At 70.7% G+C, this 16113-nt stretch carries 16 protein-coding genes and 1 pseudogene; 10 read left to right on the forward strand and 7 right to left on the reverse strand.

Going from position 1 to position 16113, the window contains the following annotated elements; all coding sequences use genetic code 11:
- Nucleotides 1-23: 23 nt before the first annotated feature.
- From ACIHFD_RS53090 to ACIHFD_RS53100, 3 genes are all read right to left on the reverse strand, one after another.
- Entirely contained in the window at nt 24-1136 is a 1113-nt protein-coding gene (locus tag ACIHFD_RS53090; RefSeq protein ID WP_397373391.1) for a 5-methyltetrahydropteroyltriglutamate--homocysteine S-methyltransferase, read from the reverse strand.
- A gap of 6 nt (nt 1137-1142) precedes the next feature.
- Entirely contained in the window at nt 1143-2582 is a 1440-nt protein-coding gene (locus tag ACIHFD_RS53095; protein WP_397373392.1) for a long-chain fatty acid--CoA ligase, read from the reverse strand.
- Between the two features lie 96 nt (nt 2583-2678).
- Complete coding sequence (locus ACIHFD_RS53100; RefSeq protein ID WP_397373393.1) at nt 2679-3485, reverse strand: PaaX family transcriptional regulator C-terminal domain-containing protein; 807 nt, start codon at nt 3483-3485, stop codon at nt 2679-2681.
- 203 nt (nt 3486-3688) lie between these two features.
- On the opposite strand from ACIHFD_RS53100, the gene ACIHFD_RS53105 reads away from it, so the two are divergent.
- From ACIHFD_RS53105 to ACIHFD_RS53125, 5 genes are read left to right on the forward strand one after another with little or no spacing between them, the layout of a single operon-like run.
- Nucleotides 3689-4870 (forward strand): ABC transporter substrate-binding protein, encoded by a 1182-nt coding sequence (locus tag ACIHFD_RS53105; protein ID WP_350736678.1) that lies wholly within the window; start codon nt 3689-3691, stop codon nt 4868-4870.
- 3 nt (nt 4871-4873) lie between these two features.
- Nucleotides 4874-5629 carry an ABC transporter ATP-binding protein gene (locus ACIHFD_RS53110; RefSeq protein ID WP_397373394.1) on the forward strand — a complete coding sequence of 252 codons (756 nt, stop codon included), beginning with the start codon at nt 4874-4876 and terminating at the stop codon, nt 5627-5629.
- Entirely contained in the window at nt 5626-6285 is a 660-nt protein-coding gene (locus tag ACIHFD_RS53115) for an ABC transporter ATP-binding protein (protein ID WP_397373395.1), read from the forward strand. Before ACIHFD_RS53110 ends, ACIHFD_RS53115 begins: the two co-directional genes overlap by 4 nt.
- Nucleotides 6282-7142, forward strand: a complete 861-nt coding sequence (locus ACIHFD_RS53120; protein WP_350736669.1) for a branched-chain amino acid ABC transporter permease — start codon at nt 6282-6284, stop codon at nt 7140-7142. Before ACIHFD_RS53115 ends, ACIHFD_RS53120 begins: the two co-directional genes overlap by 4 nt.
- A complete protein-coding gene (locus tag ACIHFD_RS53125; RefSeq protein WP_397373396.1) occupies nt 7139-8110 on the forward strand; it encodes a branched-chain amino acid ABC transporter permease in 972 nt (323 codons plus the stop codon). Before ACIHFD_RS53120 ends, ACIHFD_RS53125 begins: the two co-directional genes overlap by 4 nt.
- A gap of 57 nt (nt 8111-8167) precedes the next feature.
- On the opposite strand, the pseudogene tnpA reads toward ACIHFD_RS53125, so the two are convergent.
- A pseudogene (gene tnpA, locus ACIHFD_RS53130) lies at nt 8168-8404 on the reverse strand (IS200/IS605 family transposase); the annotation flags it as partial.
- A gap of 59 nt (nt 8405-8463) precedes the next feature.
- Here tnpA and ACIHFD_RS53135 point away from each other — a divergent pair.
- From ACIHFD_RS53135 to ACIHFD_RS53145, 3 genes are all read left to right on the forward strand, one after another.
- The gene (locus tag ACIHFD_RS53135; protein ID WP_397373397.1) at nt 8464-9777 is read left to right on the forward strand and encodes an RNA-guided endonuclease InsQ/TnpB family protein; all 1314 of its coding nucleotides are present in this window, start codon (nt 8464-8466) and stop codon (nt 9775-9777) included.
- Nucleotides 9778-9813: 36 nt separating this feature from the next.
- Nucleotides 9814-9942, forward strand: a complete 129-nt coding sequence (locus ACIHFD_RS53140) for a hypothetical protein (RefSeq protein WP_397373398.1) — start codon at nt 9814-9816, stop codon at nt 9940-9942.
- A gap of 181 nt (nt 9943-10123) precedes the next feature.
- Nucleotides 10124-10603 (forward strand): S26 family signal peptidase, encoded by a 480-nt coding sequence (locus tag ACIHFD_RS53145; protein ID WP_397373399.1) that lies wholly within the window; start codon nt 10124-10126, stop codon nt 10601-10603.
- On the opposite strand, the gene ACIHFD_RS53150 is transcribed toward ACIHFD_RS53145, so the two are convergent.
- The 3 genes from ACIHFD_RS53150 to ACIHFD_RS53160 all read right to left on the reverse strand — a co-directional run bounded on the left by ACIHFD_RS53150 (nt 10528) and on the right by ACIHFD_RS53160 (nt 13210).
- A complete protein-coding gene (locus ACIHFD_RS53150) occupies nt 10528-12411 on the reverse strand; it encodes an ABC transporter ATP-binding protein (RefSeq protein ID WP_397373400.1) in 1884 nt (627 codons plus the stop codon). The genes ACIHFD_RS53145 and ACIHFD_RS53150 overlap by 76 nt on opposite strands.
- Complete coding sequence (locus ACIHFD_RS53155) at nt 12408-12935, reverse strand: TlpA family protein disulfide reductase (RefSeq protein WP_397373401.1); 528 nt, start codon at nt 12933-12935, stop codon at nt 12408-12410. The genes ACIHFD_RS53150 and ACIHFD_RS53155 overlap by 4 nt, the downstream gene beginning before the upstream one ends.
- Nucleotides 12936-13036: 101 nt before the next feature.
- A complete protein-coding gene (locus ACIHFD_RS53160) occupies nt 13037-13210 on the reverse strand; it encodes a hypothetical protein (RefSeq protein WP_363967140.1) in 174 nt (57 codons plus the stop codon).
- A gap of 697 nt (nt 13211-13907) precedes the next feature.
- Between ACIHFD_RS53160 and ACIHFD_RS53165 the strand changes: the two genes are divergently transcribed.
- Both ACIHFD_RS53165 and ACIHFD_RS53170 read left to right on the forward strand, forming a co-directional pair.
- A complete protein-coding gene (locus tag ACIHFD_RS53165; protein WP_397373403.1) occupies nt 13908-15299 on the forward strand; it encodes an endo-1,4-beta-xylanase in 1392 nt (463 codons plus the stop codon).
- 30 nt (nt 15300-15329) lie between these two features.
- Nucleotides 15330-16113 (forward strand): non-reducing end alpha-L-arabinofuranosidase family hydrolase (locus ACIHFD_RS53170; protein ID WP_397373404.1); only part of this gene is annotated, 784 nt, incomplete at its 3' end.

The raw sequence follows: 16113 nt of genomic DNA on the forward strand, positions 1-16113 counted from the left end.
GCGCCGCCGGGGGCGGGTGGGGGCTAGCCCCAGACCTCCTGGGCCGTCTCGACGATCAGGCGGAGCTTGGCGAACTGCTCGTCGGCCGTGAGCTGGTTGCCCTCGACCGTCGAGGAGAACCCGCACTGTGGCGACAGGCAGATCTGGTCGAGGTCGACGAACTTGGCGGCCTCGTCGATCCGCCGCTTGAGCGTGTCCTTCGACTCCAGCTCGCCCCGTTTGGTCGTGACCAGCCCCAGCACCACCATCTTCCCCGGCGGCACGAAGCGCAGCGGCTCGAAGCCCCCGGACCGCTCGTCGTCGAACTCCAGGAAGAACCCGTCCACCTTCAGCTCGCCGAACAGCGCCTCCGCCACGAAGTCGTACCCGCCCGAGGCGGCCCAGGAGGAGCGGAAGTTCCCCCGGCACATGTGGGTGGTGATCGTCATCCCGGCGGGCTTGGCGGCCAGGGCGGCGTTGATCTGCTTGATGTAGCGCAGGTGCATGTGCTCGGCGTCGTCCCCGCGCGAGCTCAGCTCCGCCCGCTGGGCCGGGTCGTTCAGGTACGCCAGGCTCGTGTCGTCGAACTGCAGGTACGTGCACCCCAGCGCGCCGATCCTGCGCACCTGCTCGGCGTAGGCCGCGCTCAGGTCCCGCCAGAACTCCTCCACGTCCGGGTAGACCTCGGGGTCGATGGCCGCCGGCCCGCCCCGGTAGTGGACCATGCTCGGCGAGGGGATGGTCAGCTTCGGCACGACCCCGCTGTTACGGCTGGTGGCGGTGTCGCGCAGGAACGTGAAGTCGTCGGCGAAGATCGGCTCGTTCAGCCGGATCCGCTCGTGCACGCGCAGCGCCGCCGGGGTGAACTCGATGTCCCCCTGCTCGTTGTGGAAGCGCACCGTGATGTGCTCGTCGCTGGCCTGGCCGATGCCGCCGAGCCGGTAGATGAAGTCCATGTGCCACGAGGCCCGCCGGAACTCGCCGTCGGTGGCGCTCTGCAGCCCGATCTCCTCCTGGCGGCGTACCACCTCCCTGACGGCCTCGTCCTCGGCCTCCCGCAGCGCGTCGCCCGTGAGGGTCTCGCGGGCGCGGAGCAGCGCGGGCGGGCGGAGCAGGCTGCCGACGTGGTCCGCGCGGAACGGCGGCGAGGTGCGCATCGAAGATCATCTCCTCTGGTCGTCAAGGTTGTGCCCGTAGAGCTGTCTGAGGTGGGCTTTGAGCAGCTTGCCCGCCGCGTTCTTCGGCAACTCAGGCACGAATTGCAGATATTTCGGGATCTTGAAGCGGGCCAGGCGGCCGTCCAGGTACGCCAGCAGCTCATCGGGCTCGATCACGGCGTCCGGGGCCGGCACGACCAGCGCCTTGCCCACCTCGCCCCACGTGTCGTCCGGCACGCCGATCACCGCGCACTCGGCGACCGCCTCGTGCCCGAACAGGACGCTCTCCACCTCGGCGGGATAGATGTTCTCGCCACCGGAGATGATCACGTCCTTGAGGCGGTCGGAGATGCGCACGTAGCCGTCCTCGTCGGCGATGCCGACGTCGCCCGAGCGGAACCAGCCGTCCGCCGACAGCACCTTCGCGGTCTCCTCCGGCCGCCGCCAGTAGCCGGTCATGACGTTGGGCCCCTGTACGTACACCTCGCCCGGCTCACCGGGACCCGCCGGGGAGCCGTCGGGCGCGACCAGCCGTACGTCGGAGAAGAAGCACGGCACCCCGGCCGAGCCCGCCTTGGCGATCGAGTGCTCGGCCCCGAGGAAGAGAGCGCCGGGCGCCGTCTCGGTCATGCCGTACCCCTGCAGGAACGTCAGCCCCCGATCCTGATAAATCCGGATCAGCGGCTCGGGCACCGGCGCTCCCCCGCACAGCAGGTGCCGCAGGCTCGACAGGTCCGCCCCCGCCCAGCGCGGCGACCGCGTGAGGAAGCCGAACATCGACGACACCCCGAACATCACGGTCACCCGCTCCGCCTCGATCAGGTCGAACGTCCGGTCCACGTCGAAGGAGGGCTCCAGGATGACCCGGCCGCCCTTGAGCACGGTCGGCACCAGCGTCTGGGCCAGCGCCGCGATGTGGAACAGCGGCGCGCTGACCAGCGTGACCTCGTCGTGCGCGAGCGGCACGTCGACCAGCAGGTTGAAGGTGTTCCAGGTCAGGTTGGCGTGGGTGAGCATGGCCCCCTTGGGGCGTCCCGTCGTCCCGGACGTGTACATGATGAGGCATACGTCGTCCTGGCGCACCGGCTCGTCGATCGGCTCGGGCGAGCCGGAGGCGAGCAGCGCCTCATAGTCGGTGACGTGCCGCCCCGGCAGCCCCTCGCCGTCCTGCTCCTCGCCCAGCACGAGGACCGACGCCTGCGCGTCCTCCAGGATGTAGCGCAGCTCCGGCCGGGCCAGCCGGGCGTTGAGCGGCACGAACACGGCCCCCACCAGCCCCGCCGCGAAGAACGTCTCCACCAGCGCGGGCTGGTTGACCCCGAGGAAGGCGACCCGCTCGCCGCGCCCCACCCCGAGCGCCGAGGCCAGCCGGTACGTCCGCTCGCTCAGCTCACGGTACGTGCGGTCATGTCCCCGGTACGTCACCGCCACCCGTTCGGGCGTCATGCGGGCCCGGCGTGCGGGCCATGAGCCAATCCCCTGATTCCGCATCGGCGCTCCTTGACGCTCAAGCCATCAAGTTAGGCCACTGGGCGATGGCTGTCACCGTTCTGCCCAAGTTTCATCCGGCACAACGTCGAGGAGCCGCTCCGCGATCCGCCCCGCCTCCGGCCTGAACCGCTCGTGCAGCGTGTGGCACACCCGCTGGGCCTTCTCCGCCGGCCAGTCGTGCGGCAGGTACCGCAGCGGCAGCCGCGGATCGGCCCTGATGATCTGCAGCCAGCCGGTCAGCAGCGTCAGCGAGCGCGCCAGGTCGTCGGGCGCGTCCGCCGCCGGGTCGGCCCGGTCCCAGCGGCGCAGGAACTCCCGGTAGCGCTCGCCCAGGCCCGACAGGTCGTAGGCGTCACCGACCAGCGCCTGCATGTCGGTGGGGTGCCGGGGCTCGGCGGAGAAGACCTTCACGTTCGCGCCGAGGTCCTCGATCACGTGCGCGGCGTCCACGTCGCCGGGAGCGATCCACAGGCCGTTCTGCAGCGGCCCGAACCCGGCCCAGACCAGCCGCGAGCGCAGCTCGTGCCGCTCCCGCTGCCAGGACTCGGGCAGCGAGAAGCCGATCAGCGTCCAGCGGTCCTCGTCCGCGTCGTTGACGACGCCGCTGTGCCAGATGCGCCGCTCGCCGTCCTTGAGCACCTCGGTGCTCGTCGGGGTGAGGCCGAAGTACATGCGGCGGCCCGCGCGCTGGCGGCGCAGCAGGCCGCGGCGGACCATCCGGGTCAGCGTCGAACGCGTCGCCTCCTCCGAGATCCCGACCTTGGCGAACGCCTCGATGAAGCTGCCCGAGGACACGCAGATCCCGCGGCCGTACACGTGATCGCCGAGGAACGTCAGAATCACCGACTGAGGCCGCATCTCAGCCCTCCCCGCATCTTGGGCATTCTCTTGACACCCGTAATATATCTGCCTACATTCAGGGCCACGTGAGGGAGCGCCGTCGCCTGGACTGAGGAACGCAGGGAGCGCAGCGACCGGAGTGACGAGGGAAGGCGACGGCTCCCCGGCGACCGAGCCGCCTCCACGGAGTGGAGGCCATAAGCACGGCTTGGAGGGTCCTGATGCGCAGGCTGCTCCCGTCTCTGGTTTGTCTCGCGTTGGCCGCGACCGCCTGCGGCGGTGATTCCGGCGGTGGCGCCCAAGACCCGATCAAGGTCGGCCTCATCGTCTCCCTCACCGGCAACTACACGCCGCTGGGCAGCGAGGACAAGAAGGCCGTCGAGCTGGCCGTCGAGCAGGTCAACGGGCAGGGCGGGCTGCTCGGCCGCAAGGTGGAGCTGGTCGCGCGCGACGACAAGACCGCCCCCGACCAGGGCATCGTGGCCTACAACCAGATCAAGGGCGACATCGACGTGCTGATCGGCCCGGTGTTCTCCAACTCGGCGCTGGCGGTCGAGCCGCTCGCGCAGCGCGACAAGATGCCGTACCTGTCGCTGGCTCCCGCCCAGGAGCAGGTCGAGCCGATCAAGTCGTACATCTTCGTCACCCCCGCCCTGTCCGGCATGTACGCCGAGCGCTACCTGCAGTACATCCAGGCCAAGGGCATCAAGACGATCGCCGTGGCCTGGGACTCCAAGAGCGCCTATTCGGTCTCCGGCCACAAGTCGATGATCGCGCTCGCGTCCAAGTACGGCGTGAAGGTCGCCGTGGACGAGCCGTACGAGACGACCACCTCCGACTTCAGCCCGCTCTTCACCCACGTGCGCGACTCCGCCGCCGAGGCGCTGGTGTTCTGGGGCTCGGGCGCGCCCGGCGTGACGGCGGCCAAGCAGTACGTGGCCTCGGGGCTCAAGACGCCGCTGTTCCTGACCGCGTCGCAGGCCAGCAAGCTGTGGCTGGAGCCGATGGGCGGCGCGGCCGAGGGCATGACGGTGCAGAGCGCCATCGGCGTCGTCGGCGAATATCTGCCCGACGGCAAGCAGAAGCAGGTCATCGAGCAGATGGCCAAGCCGTACCAGCAGAAACACGGCTATCCGCCACCGCAGTTCGCGCAGGACGGCTACAGCGCGAGCCTGCTGCTCTTCGAGGCGATCAAGAAGGCGAACAGCACCGACAAGGCCAAGGTGCAGCAGGCCCTGGAGAGCATGGACCTGGTCACGCCCAACGGCCGCTTCCGCTACTCCCCCACCGACCACTCCGGGCTCTCCCCCGAGTTCATCTCGGTCAACACGGTGCAGAACGGGAAGTTCGTTCCCACCGACTGGGCCAAGGAGCAGCTCACCAAGACCGTCGGCGCGGGGTAGCGGGTGCTGACGGTCACCGGGCTCTCCCGCTCCTTCGGGGGCGTCTACGCCGTCCGCGACGTGTCCCTGGCCGTCGCGGACGGCGAAGTCTGCGGCGTCATCGGGCCGAACGGGGCGGGCAAGTCCACGCTGTTCAACCTCATCACCGGGCATCTGACGGCCGACCAGGGCCAGATCTCCTTCCGCGGGCACCGGGTGGACCGGCTCGCGCCGCACCGGCGGGCCAGGCTCGGCATGTCGATCGTGTTCCAGGCGGCCAGGGTGTTCCGCGGCATGACGGTCAGGGAGAACGTCATGGTCGGGATGCACGGCCGTACCGGTGCGGGGTTCGTGTCGGCGGCGCTGCGGCTGCCGCGGCACCGGCGCGACGAGCGCGAGATCACCGCCGAGGCGGATGCCGTGCTGAGCCGCGTGGGGCTGGCCGAGTGGGCGGACCGGCCCGCCGACCTGCTGCCCATCGGGCAGCAGCGGGCGCTCCAGCTCGCCCGCGCCCTGTGCGCCCGGCCCCGGCTGCTGCTGCTCGACGAGCCCGCCTCGGGGCTGCGCGGCCAGGAGCGCGAGCAGCTCGCGGCGCTGGTGGAGGAGCTGCGCGCGGACGGGCTGACGATCCTGCTCGTGGAGCACGACGTCGCGTTCGTGACCCGGCTGGCCGACCGCGTGGTGGTGCTCGACCTGGGCCGGGTCATCGCCGACGGCTCGCCCGCCGAGGTGCGGGCCGATCCGCTGGTGCTCGCCGCCTACCTCGGGCAGACCGCATGATCGACGTCAAGGACCTGGTCGTCTCGTACGGCACCGCGACCGCGCTCGACCACGTCACGCTCACGGTGGGGCGGGGCGAGATGGTCGCCCTGCTCGGCCCGAACGGCGCGGGCAAGTCCACGCTGGCCAACACCCTCGCCGGGCTGCTCCGGCCCGCCGCGGGCACGGTCGGGATCGGGGGCAGGCTCGCTCTCATCCCTGAGGGCCGCCAGCTCTTCCCGGACCTGTCGGTCGCCGACAACCTGGCCCTGGGCGGGTGGCGGTCGGGCCTGCGGGATCCCTCGTCCGTGTACGACCTGCTCCCCCGGCTGGCGGAGCTGGCCGGGCGGCAGGCAGGGGTGCTGTCGGGGGGCGAGCAGCAGATGGTGGCGTTCGGGCGGGCCCTGATGTCGCGGCCCGAGGTGCTCGTGGTGGACGAGTTCTCCCTGGGCCTGGCCCCGAACGTGACCGCCGACCTGGCCGGCCACCTCGCCGAGCTGAACCGGGAGCAGGGGCTGACCGTGCTGCTCATCGAGCAGAACGCGCGGCTGGCGTTCGACCTGTGCGGGCGGGCGTACGTGCTGGAGTCCAGTCGGATCGTGGCCGAGGGCGAGTGCGCGGAGCTGGCCGGCGACCCTCGGGTGGCCAGCGCGTACCTGGGCGGGGCGATCACATGAGCGCCTTCCTCACGTACCTGCTGAACGGGCTCGCGGTCGGGTGCGCGGTCGCGCTCATCGCCAGCGGCCTGGTCGTGATCCACCGGGTCACGGGCGTGGTGAACTTCGCGCAGGGCACGTTCGCGGTCGTGGCCGGGCTGTGCGCGTCGTCGCTGCTCGGGCTCGGGTTCCCGCACGGGCTGAGCGAGCTGGCCGCCGTCCTGGTCGCGGCGCTGGCGGGGCTGCTGACCGGCCTGGCCGCCATCGGCCGGCGGGGCACCACGCCGCTGTCGTCCCTGATCGTGACGCTCGGCGTGGGCGTGCTCGCGTACGCCGTCGAGATCGTCCTGTGGGGCGACCAGCCGCGCTCGGCGCCCGGCCTGGCGGGCTCGGTGACGCTGGCGGGCGCGCGCGTCCAGACGCAGCACCTGCTGGTCATCGGCGTGACGGCGGCCGCGTTCGCGCTGCTGGCGCTCTTCTTCGGGCGCACCTACCTGGGCAAGGCGCTGACGGCGTGCGCCTCCAATCCGTACGCCGCCCGCGTGGTCGGGATCGACACGCGGCTGATGGGGCTGCTGGCGTTCGCGCTGGGCGGGCTGCTCGGCGGGATCGCCGGGGTGCTGGTGACGCCGCTGCGGCCGATCTCGTTCGACACCGACGTCACGCTCATCGTGAACGCCTTCGCCGCGGCCGTCTTCGGCGCGCTCACCCGGCCCGTGATCACGCTGGCCGGAGCGCTGCTGCTGGGCGTGGCCGAGACCATGGCCGCCGGGTACGGCTACGGATCGCACCAGCTGGAGGTGGCGCTGGGTCTCATGATCGTCGTCATGATCGTACAGGCGAGCCGGCGCTCGGCCATCTCGCAGGAGCAGACATGATCCGCCTGGTGGCCGGGCTGCTGGTCGCGGCCGTGACGCTGGCCCTGCCCGCGGTGCTCGACGACAGCGCGCTGGCCGTGTACATCCTGCTCGGGCTGGCCGCGATGGTCACTGTCGGGGTGTCGCTGCTGATGGGCTACGCCGGGCAGGTGTCGCTGGGCCAGGGCGCCTTCTACGCCGTCGGCGCCTACACCGCCGCGCTGCTGTCCCTGCACGGCGTGCCGCCCCTGGCCGGGCTGATCGCCGCACCCGTGGTGGCGGCCGCGGCGGCGCTGGTGATCGGCGTGCCGCTGCTGCGGCTGCGCGGGCACCATCTGGCGTTCGCGACGCTGGCCATGCAGCTCATCCTGCTCTCGCTGGCCGGGCAGCTGGAGGTCACCGGCGGGGACATCGGGCTGCAGGCCATCCCGCAGTTCTCGGTCGGGTCGTTCGAGGCGGGCGGCGCGTCCGCGTACGCGTACCTGACCTGGATCGGGCTGGCGCTGGTGATGCTGGTGACCCGGAACGTGATCACCTCGCGGCCGGGCCGCGCCCTGCGCGCGCTGGCCACCAGCGAGACCGCCGCCGCGTCCTCGGGGATCCCGGTCGGGCGGTACAAGCTGGTGGTGTTCGCGCTGTCGGCGGCGTTCGCGGGGCTCGCGGGCGGGATCTACTGCTTCTACACGGGGTACGTGGCGCCGGGCTCGTTCCCCGTGCTCATCTCGATCCAGTACATCGTGATGGCCGTGGTCGGCGGGCTGGGCACGATCTGGGGCGCCGTGGTCGGCGCGACCGCGATCACGCTGCTCGTGCAGGGGCTGAACAGCCTGGCCGCGCTGCCGGGGATGCCGTCGTACGCGCCCGGCGTGCTGTCGTACGCCGTGTACGCGCTCGTCCTCATCCTGGTCGTGCTCTTCCTGCCCCGCGGCCTGCTCCCCGCCGTCTCCGGCCGCATCGACCGGGAGCGCCGGGGGATGATGCATCGGTGACCGTTGAGAAGGCGTCGAACGTCGGTCCGTCGGGCATCGAGGTCGCGTACGAGCGCCTCGGCCCTTTGAGGCTGTTGACCAGACACTCAGGGCGACCTTGGGCGGGTAGCGGACGAGAAGGTGCACGTGGTCGTCCTCGCCGTTGAACTCAGCGAGGACGCATGCGAACTTCTCACACACCTCCTTCATAATCTGCCGGCAGCGGCTGACCATCTCATCGGTGAAGACGTTGCGCCGATACATGGTGACAAATACCAAATATGCAGTCAGCTCGTGAACGCAACGGCGACCCATTCTGATCTCGAGTTCGGTTCTCACCTCGCCGACATACACCAAATGACAAAATGTGGTTTGTGGAGCTGGAGAAACGCCACCGCGCTCATGCTGCGCGCCTGGAGCTGGACAGACGCCAGTCGGCCATCCTGGATGGCCAGGCGCACAACGCGCGGACGTTGTGGAACCTGCTGCACGAGTACTACACCTTCCGGCAGGGCCGCTTCGCCACACTGAAGGACTGCGATGAGGCGATCCGGCAGGCGCGCAGGGACATCGACTGGTTGAAGGACCTGCCCGCGCAAGCTTCCCAAGCCGTGCTCAAGACCTATCGGCAGGCGTGGGCGAACTTCTTCAACCCCGACCATCCCGCTGAGCGGCCGACGTTCAAAGCGCGTTTTCGGTCCCGGATGGCCGTGGATGTGCCACAGGGGCGGGATCTGCACATCACCCGGGTCAACCGGCGGTGGGGCGAGGTCAACATCCCCAAACTGGGCCGGGTCCGGTTCCGGTGGACCAAGGACCTGCCCGGCATCACCAGATCCTCCGCCGACGGGAAGATCACCGGTGCCCGGCTGGTCAAGGAGACCACCGGCTGGCACATCATCTTCCGCACCCAGACGATGGAGATGCCCCCGGCCCTGCACGAGGGCCCGGTGACCGCGATCGACCGGGGCATCACCGTCCCCCTGGCCCTGGCATCAGGGGAGAAGATCCGCCACCGCGAGCAGTGGCTGTCGCACAAGGAGGCCGAGCGTCTGCTCCGGCTGGAACGCAAGGCCGCCCGCCAGAAACGGGCCGCCAAGCCGGGACGGCCAACCTCGAACCGGTTGAAGAGAACCTATGACCAGATCGCCAGCCTGCGCGCGAGAGCCAAGCGCCGGGCGATCGACTGGCAACACCAGATCACCGCGAAACTCACCGACCGCTACAGCGTGATCGTGCTCGAAGACCTCAAGGTCAAGAACATGATGGCCGCCGCATCGGGCACCGTGGAGGAACCGGGGACGAACGTCGCCCAAAAGCGCGGCCTGAACCGGGCCATCGCCGGTGAGGCATGGTCGCGCACCGCCGAGTTCCTCGCCTACAAAGCCCTCGACAAGGGCGGGAAAGTCGCCTACATCCCGGCGGCGAACACCAGCCGGGAATGCCACCAGTGCCACACGATCACCCGGGGATCACGGCAATCCCAGGCCAGGTTCGTGTGCAAAAACCCAGCTTGTGGGTGGATCGGCAACGCCGACACCAATGCCGCCCGCACTCAGGTGTACCGGTACAACTCAGCCGTCGGACAGGCGGTAAACGGACGTGGAGGCCTTGCGGTACTGGGGCCTGTGAAGCGTCAAGCCACTCATCGTGAGACCACGCCCGCCCCGCAAGGGGCGGCCGCGTAACGACCATGAGAATCCTCCCCATACACGGGGAGGAGCATGTCAAATGTCCCTCATGGGCTCCCCCGGCTCGGTGCCGAGGCGGGCCGCCGCTTCAGCCCTGCGACGCTACGGTTCCTGATCGTGGCCGTCGGCGGGGTCGCTCTCGTCCACCTGCTCGTCCGCTGAAGCACGTCGCCTCGCCTCCGCAAGTGCGCGGCCCAGTCACGCTCGCGTGGGCGCTGTACGCGCTCCTCCCCGTCGTCCTGATCGTGCTGGCGGTACGGGTGCGCCGAACCCCCGCCCCGGCGGAGGCGATGGGGCATTAGTGTCGGCAGTCCACCCATGGTGATCGACTTTGGAGGGCGCCGTGCGGCGCGTCATGATCCTGCTGGCCCCGATCGCGGCCCTGGCCGCCGCTCTGGTCGTCGCCCGGCGGCGGTTCGTCGTCGTACGGATCAGCGGGGCGAGCATGCTGCCGACCTACCGCACGGGCGACCGGGTGCTCGTCCGCAGGACCACGGGGTCGGGTGTCGGGCGCGGCCAGGTCGTGGTGCTGCAGACCGCGCTGCCCGGGGGGAAGTGGCGTACGGGGCCGCTGCCTCGGCCGGGGGCGGCCATGTGGTTCATCAAGCGCGCGGTGGCCGTGCCGGGCGACCCGGTGCCCGCCCAGGTCATGGCCCGGGTGGAGGCGTCGCCGGGCGGCACGGTGCCGGCGGGCCGGCTGGTCGTCCTCGGTGACGGGCCGGTCAGCGAGGACTCGCGGGCATGGGGTTACGTGCCGTTCGACCGCGTGCTCGGCGTCGTCGTCCGCCGGCTCGCCCCCTCCTCCGACTCCGTCGGCTCGTAGCCCTGCGCCTGCAGGGTGAACAGCCCCGCGTACTCCCCTCCCAGCGCCATCAACTCCGCGTGCGAGCCGCGCTCGGCGATCCGCCCCTCGGCGAGCACGACGATCACGTCCGCTTCCCGCACCGCGCCGAGCCGGTGCGAGATCAGCAGGCTGGTCCGCCCCGCGCGGTGGCGGCGCAGGCTCTGGTGGATGGCGTGCTCGGCCTGCGCGTCCAGGCCGGAGCTCGGCTCGTCGAGCACGAGCAGGTCCCGCCCCTTCCGCATCAGGGCGCGGGCCAGCGCGAGGCGCTGCCACTGCCCGCCGGACAGCACCACTCCGGCCTGGGGGTCGTCCCGGTCGCCGAAGAAGATCCGGCTCAGCAGCGTGTCGTAGCCCCGCGGCAGCCCGGCGACCGTCTCGTGGACACCGGCCAGCCTGGCGGCGGCCTCGACCCGGTCCCGGTCGTCGAGCGCCGCGACGTCGCCGAGCCCGATGTTCTCGGCCGCGGTCAGGTCGTACGACATGTAGTCCTGGAACACCGCGCCGATGCGGCCGCGCAGCTCGGCGGGGTCCATCTCCCGCAGGTCGGCGCCGTCCCAGTGGATGGACCCGCGTACCGGGTCGTACAGCCGGCAGATCAGCTTGACCAGGGTGCTCTTGCCCACGCCGTTCAGCCCGACCAGGGCGAGGGAGCCGCCGCGCGGGATGAACAGGTCGATTCCGCGCAGCACCCACGGATGCGCGTCGTCGTACCGGAACCACACGTCGCGCACCTCGATGCCCTCGCGCAGCGCGGGGACGGGGCGCGGACGCCGCGGGACGGGCAGGTCCGGCGCGTCGGCGACGACGTCGAGGTAGTGCCCGAACATCAGCAGCGCGTTGTGCGCGTCGGCGGACTGGCTGACGATCGAAGCGAGCGCGGACTGCACCCCGGCGACGGCCGCGACGAACACGGCGACGTCGCCGACGCTCAGCGTGCCCGACGCGGCGCCGCTGATCGCCCAGAGCAGGCCGAGCGCGGCGACGGCCGCCCCGAGCAGCGACAGCGTCCCCTGGGTACGCAGTGTCCTGCGGGCGAGCCCCTGCTCGGCGGCGTTGACCGCGCGCAGCTCGCCCAGCATCCTGGCGCGCAGGAAGTCGCCGAGGCCGAACAGCCGGATCTCCTTGGCCGCGTCGGGGCTGGTGAGCAGGCCGGCGAAGAAGATCTGCCGCCGGCTCCTCGAGCTGACGCCCCACATCATCCCGGCGCGGCGCCGGGACAGGTCGAGCTGGGCGCGGACCGAGGGGAGCGCGGAGAGCGCCACGACGAGGATCATCCCCGGCGCCAGCACGGCCAGCGCCGCGGTGAACCCGGCGAGGGTGACGGCTCCCTGGGCGATGCCCAGGGAGGAGCGGACGATCCGCTGCGGCGCGTTCTGGCCGGCGTCCTGCGCCAGCCGTACCCGGTCGTGGAAGGCCGGGTTCTCGAATCGGCTCAGCCCCGGGTGGGCGTTGACGGCCTGGAAGAGCCGGTCCTGGATCAGCACCTGGAGCGCGCGGCGCAGCTGCTCCTGGGCGTACTCCGCGGCCGCGGGCAGGGCCGCGCCCGCCAGGCCGGTCACGCCGAGAGCCACGCCGTACGGGAGCAGCTCGGCAAGGCCCGCCCCGGCCGCCAGCCCGTCGAGCACGAGCTTGGTCAGCCACGCGGTGACCACCGGGACCAGGCCCATGAGCAGCACCGTGATCCCGGATGCCAGGACGGCGGCCGGGTGCGCCCGCCAGGCCGACGCCGCGGCCGCGCGAAAGCGCCGTCGCGGCGTGGCGCCGCCGTGCCCGGCAGGAGAGGTCATCGGCGCGTGGCCGCCGGCAGCCTGCCCGGGGCGGTGTCGGCCGCGACGACCACCCCGTCCCCGTCGACCAGGTAGAAGCTGGGGAACCGGGAGACCTGCAACGCCCTGCTCACCGGGCCGCCCATCGGCTCGACCACGACGGTGGCCGAGGTCAGCTCGCCGGTGAACAGCCGGGCCTCGTCGGGGTCGCCCGTGACCACGGCCAGCACGCGTTCGGGACGGTTGTCGGCCAGGTAGGACGCGAACTCCGGCAGCCGCTCGTGGCAGGACGCGCATTCGGTGGAGAACACCGCCACCACGGAGGGCCCCGAGAAGAACGCGCGCGACACGGTCTCACCGCCGAGGGCGGTCGCGCTGAAATCGCCGAGCGTCGTTCCCGGCTGCACCATCGGGGCGCCCGTCGGCGCCAGCTCGGCCAGCCGCAGCGTGTGCACGCGCAGCCGGCGGATCACCGCCAGGGTCAGCACCAGATCCACCAGGCACAGCAATCCGACGACGACGACGGCGGCCACGAGATACGGCATGCGAGCTCCTCAGGGGTGGGCGGCGAAGCACGGAAAACCCACCAGGACGGTGCCGGCCTGGTGTCGGCCCGCACTGTCCTGGGGGCTGTCGGTAGGGCGCGTCAGCAGTAGTCGAAGCTGCCGCAGCTGGTCGTGCCGGTGGAGTCGTGGTAGCAGCAGGTCCGGCAGAACTTGCCCTGGCAGCACCAGTCGGTCCAGCACGCTGCCGAGGCGTTCGCCGACGGCAGGAACTTGTCGAGGAGTCGGTCTCCCAGCTTGTTGAGTGCGCGGATCATGGCGACCTCCTTGCATGGGGGATCTTTACGCGCTCACCGTCACCCAGCAAGAGCACCTTGTTAATGGAGAGATTGGCCGACACTGCGGAACATCGTTCGGCGGTTCAGGATCTTGACAGAGGCCACTTGGCCAGGTGACGGCCGATGACCAGGCGCTGGATCCTGCGGCGGCGCTTTGCCTCGGTGTACCTCCTCATCGGCGACTCTCCGAGAGGGGCGGCTCCAGGGACGTGGTGTCTGTCCGCCGGACCGCCCCGCGCCATGGCCGCCGGTTGGTGGCCCCGGGTCGGCTGTTAGCGCTCACACGTCTTCTTCCCTGTCGCGTTTCCTTCTCTGTCAGATGGCTGTGGTGGCAGGTCGAGCCAATACGAGACGAAGAGGCGACGTCAAGGAGGGCACCTCGCGCCCGCGGCGGGGCGGCGGACGCGCGTGCGGCTCATCAGGCGTTATAGGGGTCGCCTGACGTGACGGCGAGAGCGCCACTCTGAAACTTTCGCCGTTACTTGACAACTTTCGGAGCGGTTTCCAGACTGGGTGTCCGAGAAGGCTTCCTCCCGACATGTGGTGGTGCGCGGCGAGGACCGCCGTTCACGATGCCCTGGTGGTGTGCGTTCCCCGATCACGGGACGCGGCGTCGATCGCGTGGGGGTGACCTCGCGTGTCCGCTTTTCCGTGATTCAGTCTGGAGCACTCAGCCATGGGCGACACAGCCATACTTCCGCCGCGGCCCCTCAGGCGCCCGCGGGTTCTGATCGCCGCCGCCGTCGGCGCTATCGCCGTGGTCACCGCGGTGACCGTACCGATCACGCCGGCCGGTGCGGCGGCGAGCACGCTCGGCGCGGCCGCCGCGCAGAGCGGGCGGTACTTCGGCGCCGCCATCAGCGCGGGCAGGCTCGGCGACTCGCAGTACACCACGATCGCCGGCCGCGAGTTCAACATGGTGACGGCCGAGAACGAGATGAAGATCGACGCCACCGAGCCGAACCGCGGCCAGTTCAATTTCACCAACGGCGACCGCGTCTACAACTGGGCCGTGCAGAACGGCAAGCGGGTCCGCGGCCACACCCTGGCCTGGCACTCCCAGCAGCCCGGCTGGATGCAGTCCCTGTCCGGCGGCACGCTGCGCCAGGCGATGATCGACCACATCAACGGCGTCATGGCCCACTACAAGGGCAAGATCTACGCCTGGGACGTGGTCAACGAGGCGTTCGCCGACGGCAACTCCGGCGGCCGGCGCGACTCCAACCTGCAGCGCACCGGCAACGACTGGATCGAGGTCGCCTTCCGCACCGCGCGCGCCGCCGACCCGGCCGCCAAGCTCTGCTACAACGACTACAACATCGACAACTGGACCTGGGCCAAGACCCAGGGCGTCTACAACATGGTCCGCGACTTCAAGCAGCGCGGCGTGCCGATCGACTGCGTGGGCCTGCAGTCGCACTTCAACAGCGGCAGCCCGTACAACAGCAACTACCGCACCACCATCTCCAGCTTCGCCGCCCTCGGCGTCGACGTGCAGATCACCGAGCTGGACATCCAGGGCGCCTCCGCGCAGACCTACGCCGCCGTGACCAACGACTGCCTGGCGGTGGCCCGTTGCGCCGGCATCACGGTGTGGGGAGTACGTGACCAGGACTCCTGGCGTTCGGGTGACACCCCGCTGCTGTTCAGCGGCGGCAACAAGAAGCCCGCCTACGACGCGGTCCTCAACGCCCTGAACGCCGCCTCACCGGGCGGCCCCACCCCCACACCCACCCCGACCCCGACACCCACCCCGACTCCGACACCGGTCCCGGGCGCGTGCGCGGCGACCATCACGACGACCAACAGCTGGTCGGGTGGCTTCCAGTCGACGGTGACCGTCCAGGCGGGCAACGCGGCGATCAGCGGATGGACCGTGCAGTGGACCTGGCCCGGCGGGCAGAGCATCAGCAGCCTGTGGAACGGCCAGCAGAGCGTGTCCGGCTCCAGCGTCACCGTACGCAACGCCGCCTACAACGGCTCCATCGCCGCCGGCGGCTCCACGACCTTCGGATTCACCGCGAACGGCACCGCGGCCACCCCGACCGCCACCTGCACCAGCCCCTGACGGCGGCCGGACATGATGAGGAGAATACAGATGCGGCTGCCCTGGCGAGCGCGGTCAGCGCGCCCCTCCGCCGTCACGACCGCGGCGCCGCCCCGGCGGGCCTCTCACCGCGGCCTCGTGATCGGCGCCGTCGCAGTCCTGCTCGCCGGAGCGGGCCTGCTGACCGTGCAGCCCGCCCAGGCCGCCGTCGCCTGCCGGGTCGACTACGCCATCAGTTCGAGCTGGTCAGGGGGCTTCAACGCCAGTGTCACCATCAACAACCTCGGTGACGCGGTCAACGGCTGGCGGCTGACCTGGTCCTTCGGCGCCGGCCAGCAGATCACCCAGATCTGGAACGCCACCCAGACCCAGTCCGGCTCGTCGGTGACCGCCACCAACGTCTCCTACAACGCCTCCATCCCCTCCGGCGGCAGCACCAACTTCGGGTTCAACGGCTCGTGGACCGGCAGCAACCCGGTGCCCACGTCGTTCGCCCTGAACGGCGTGACCTGCGGCAACCCCGGCACCCCCACGCCCACCCCCACACCGACCCCCACCCCCACCCCCACCCCCACCCCCACACCGACCGGCACGTGCACTCTTCCGTCGACGTACCGCTGGACATCGACCGGCGCGCTGGCGAACCCGAAGTCGGGGTGGGTCTCGCTCAAGGACTTCACCACCGTCGTCTACAACGGCAGACATCTCGTCTACGGGACGACGCACGACACGGGAACGGCGTGGGGTTCGATGAACTTCGGCCTCTTCACCAACTGGTCCGACATGGCCTCGGCCAGCCAGAACACGATGTCCTCCTCCACGGTCGCGCCCACGC

The sequence above is a fragment of the Nonomuraea sp. NPDC051941 genome, from assembly GCF_044593615.1.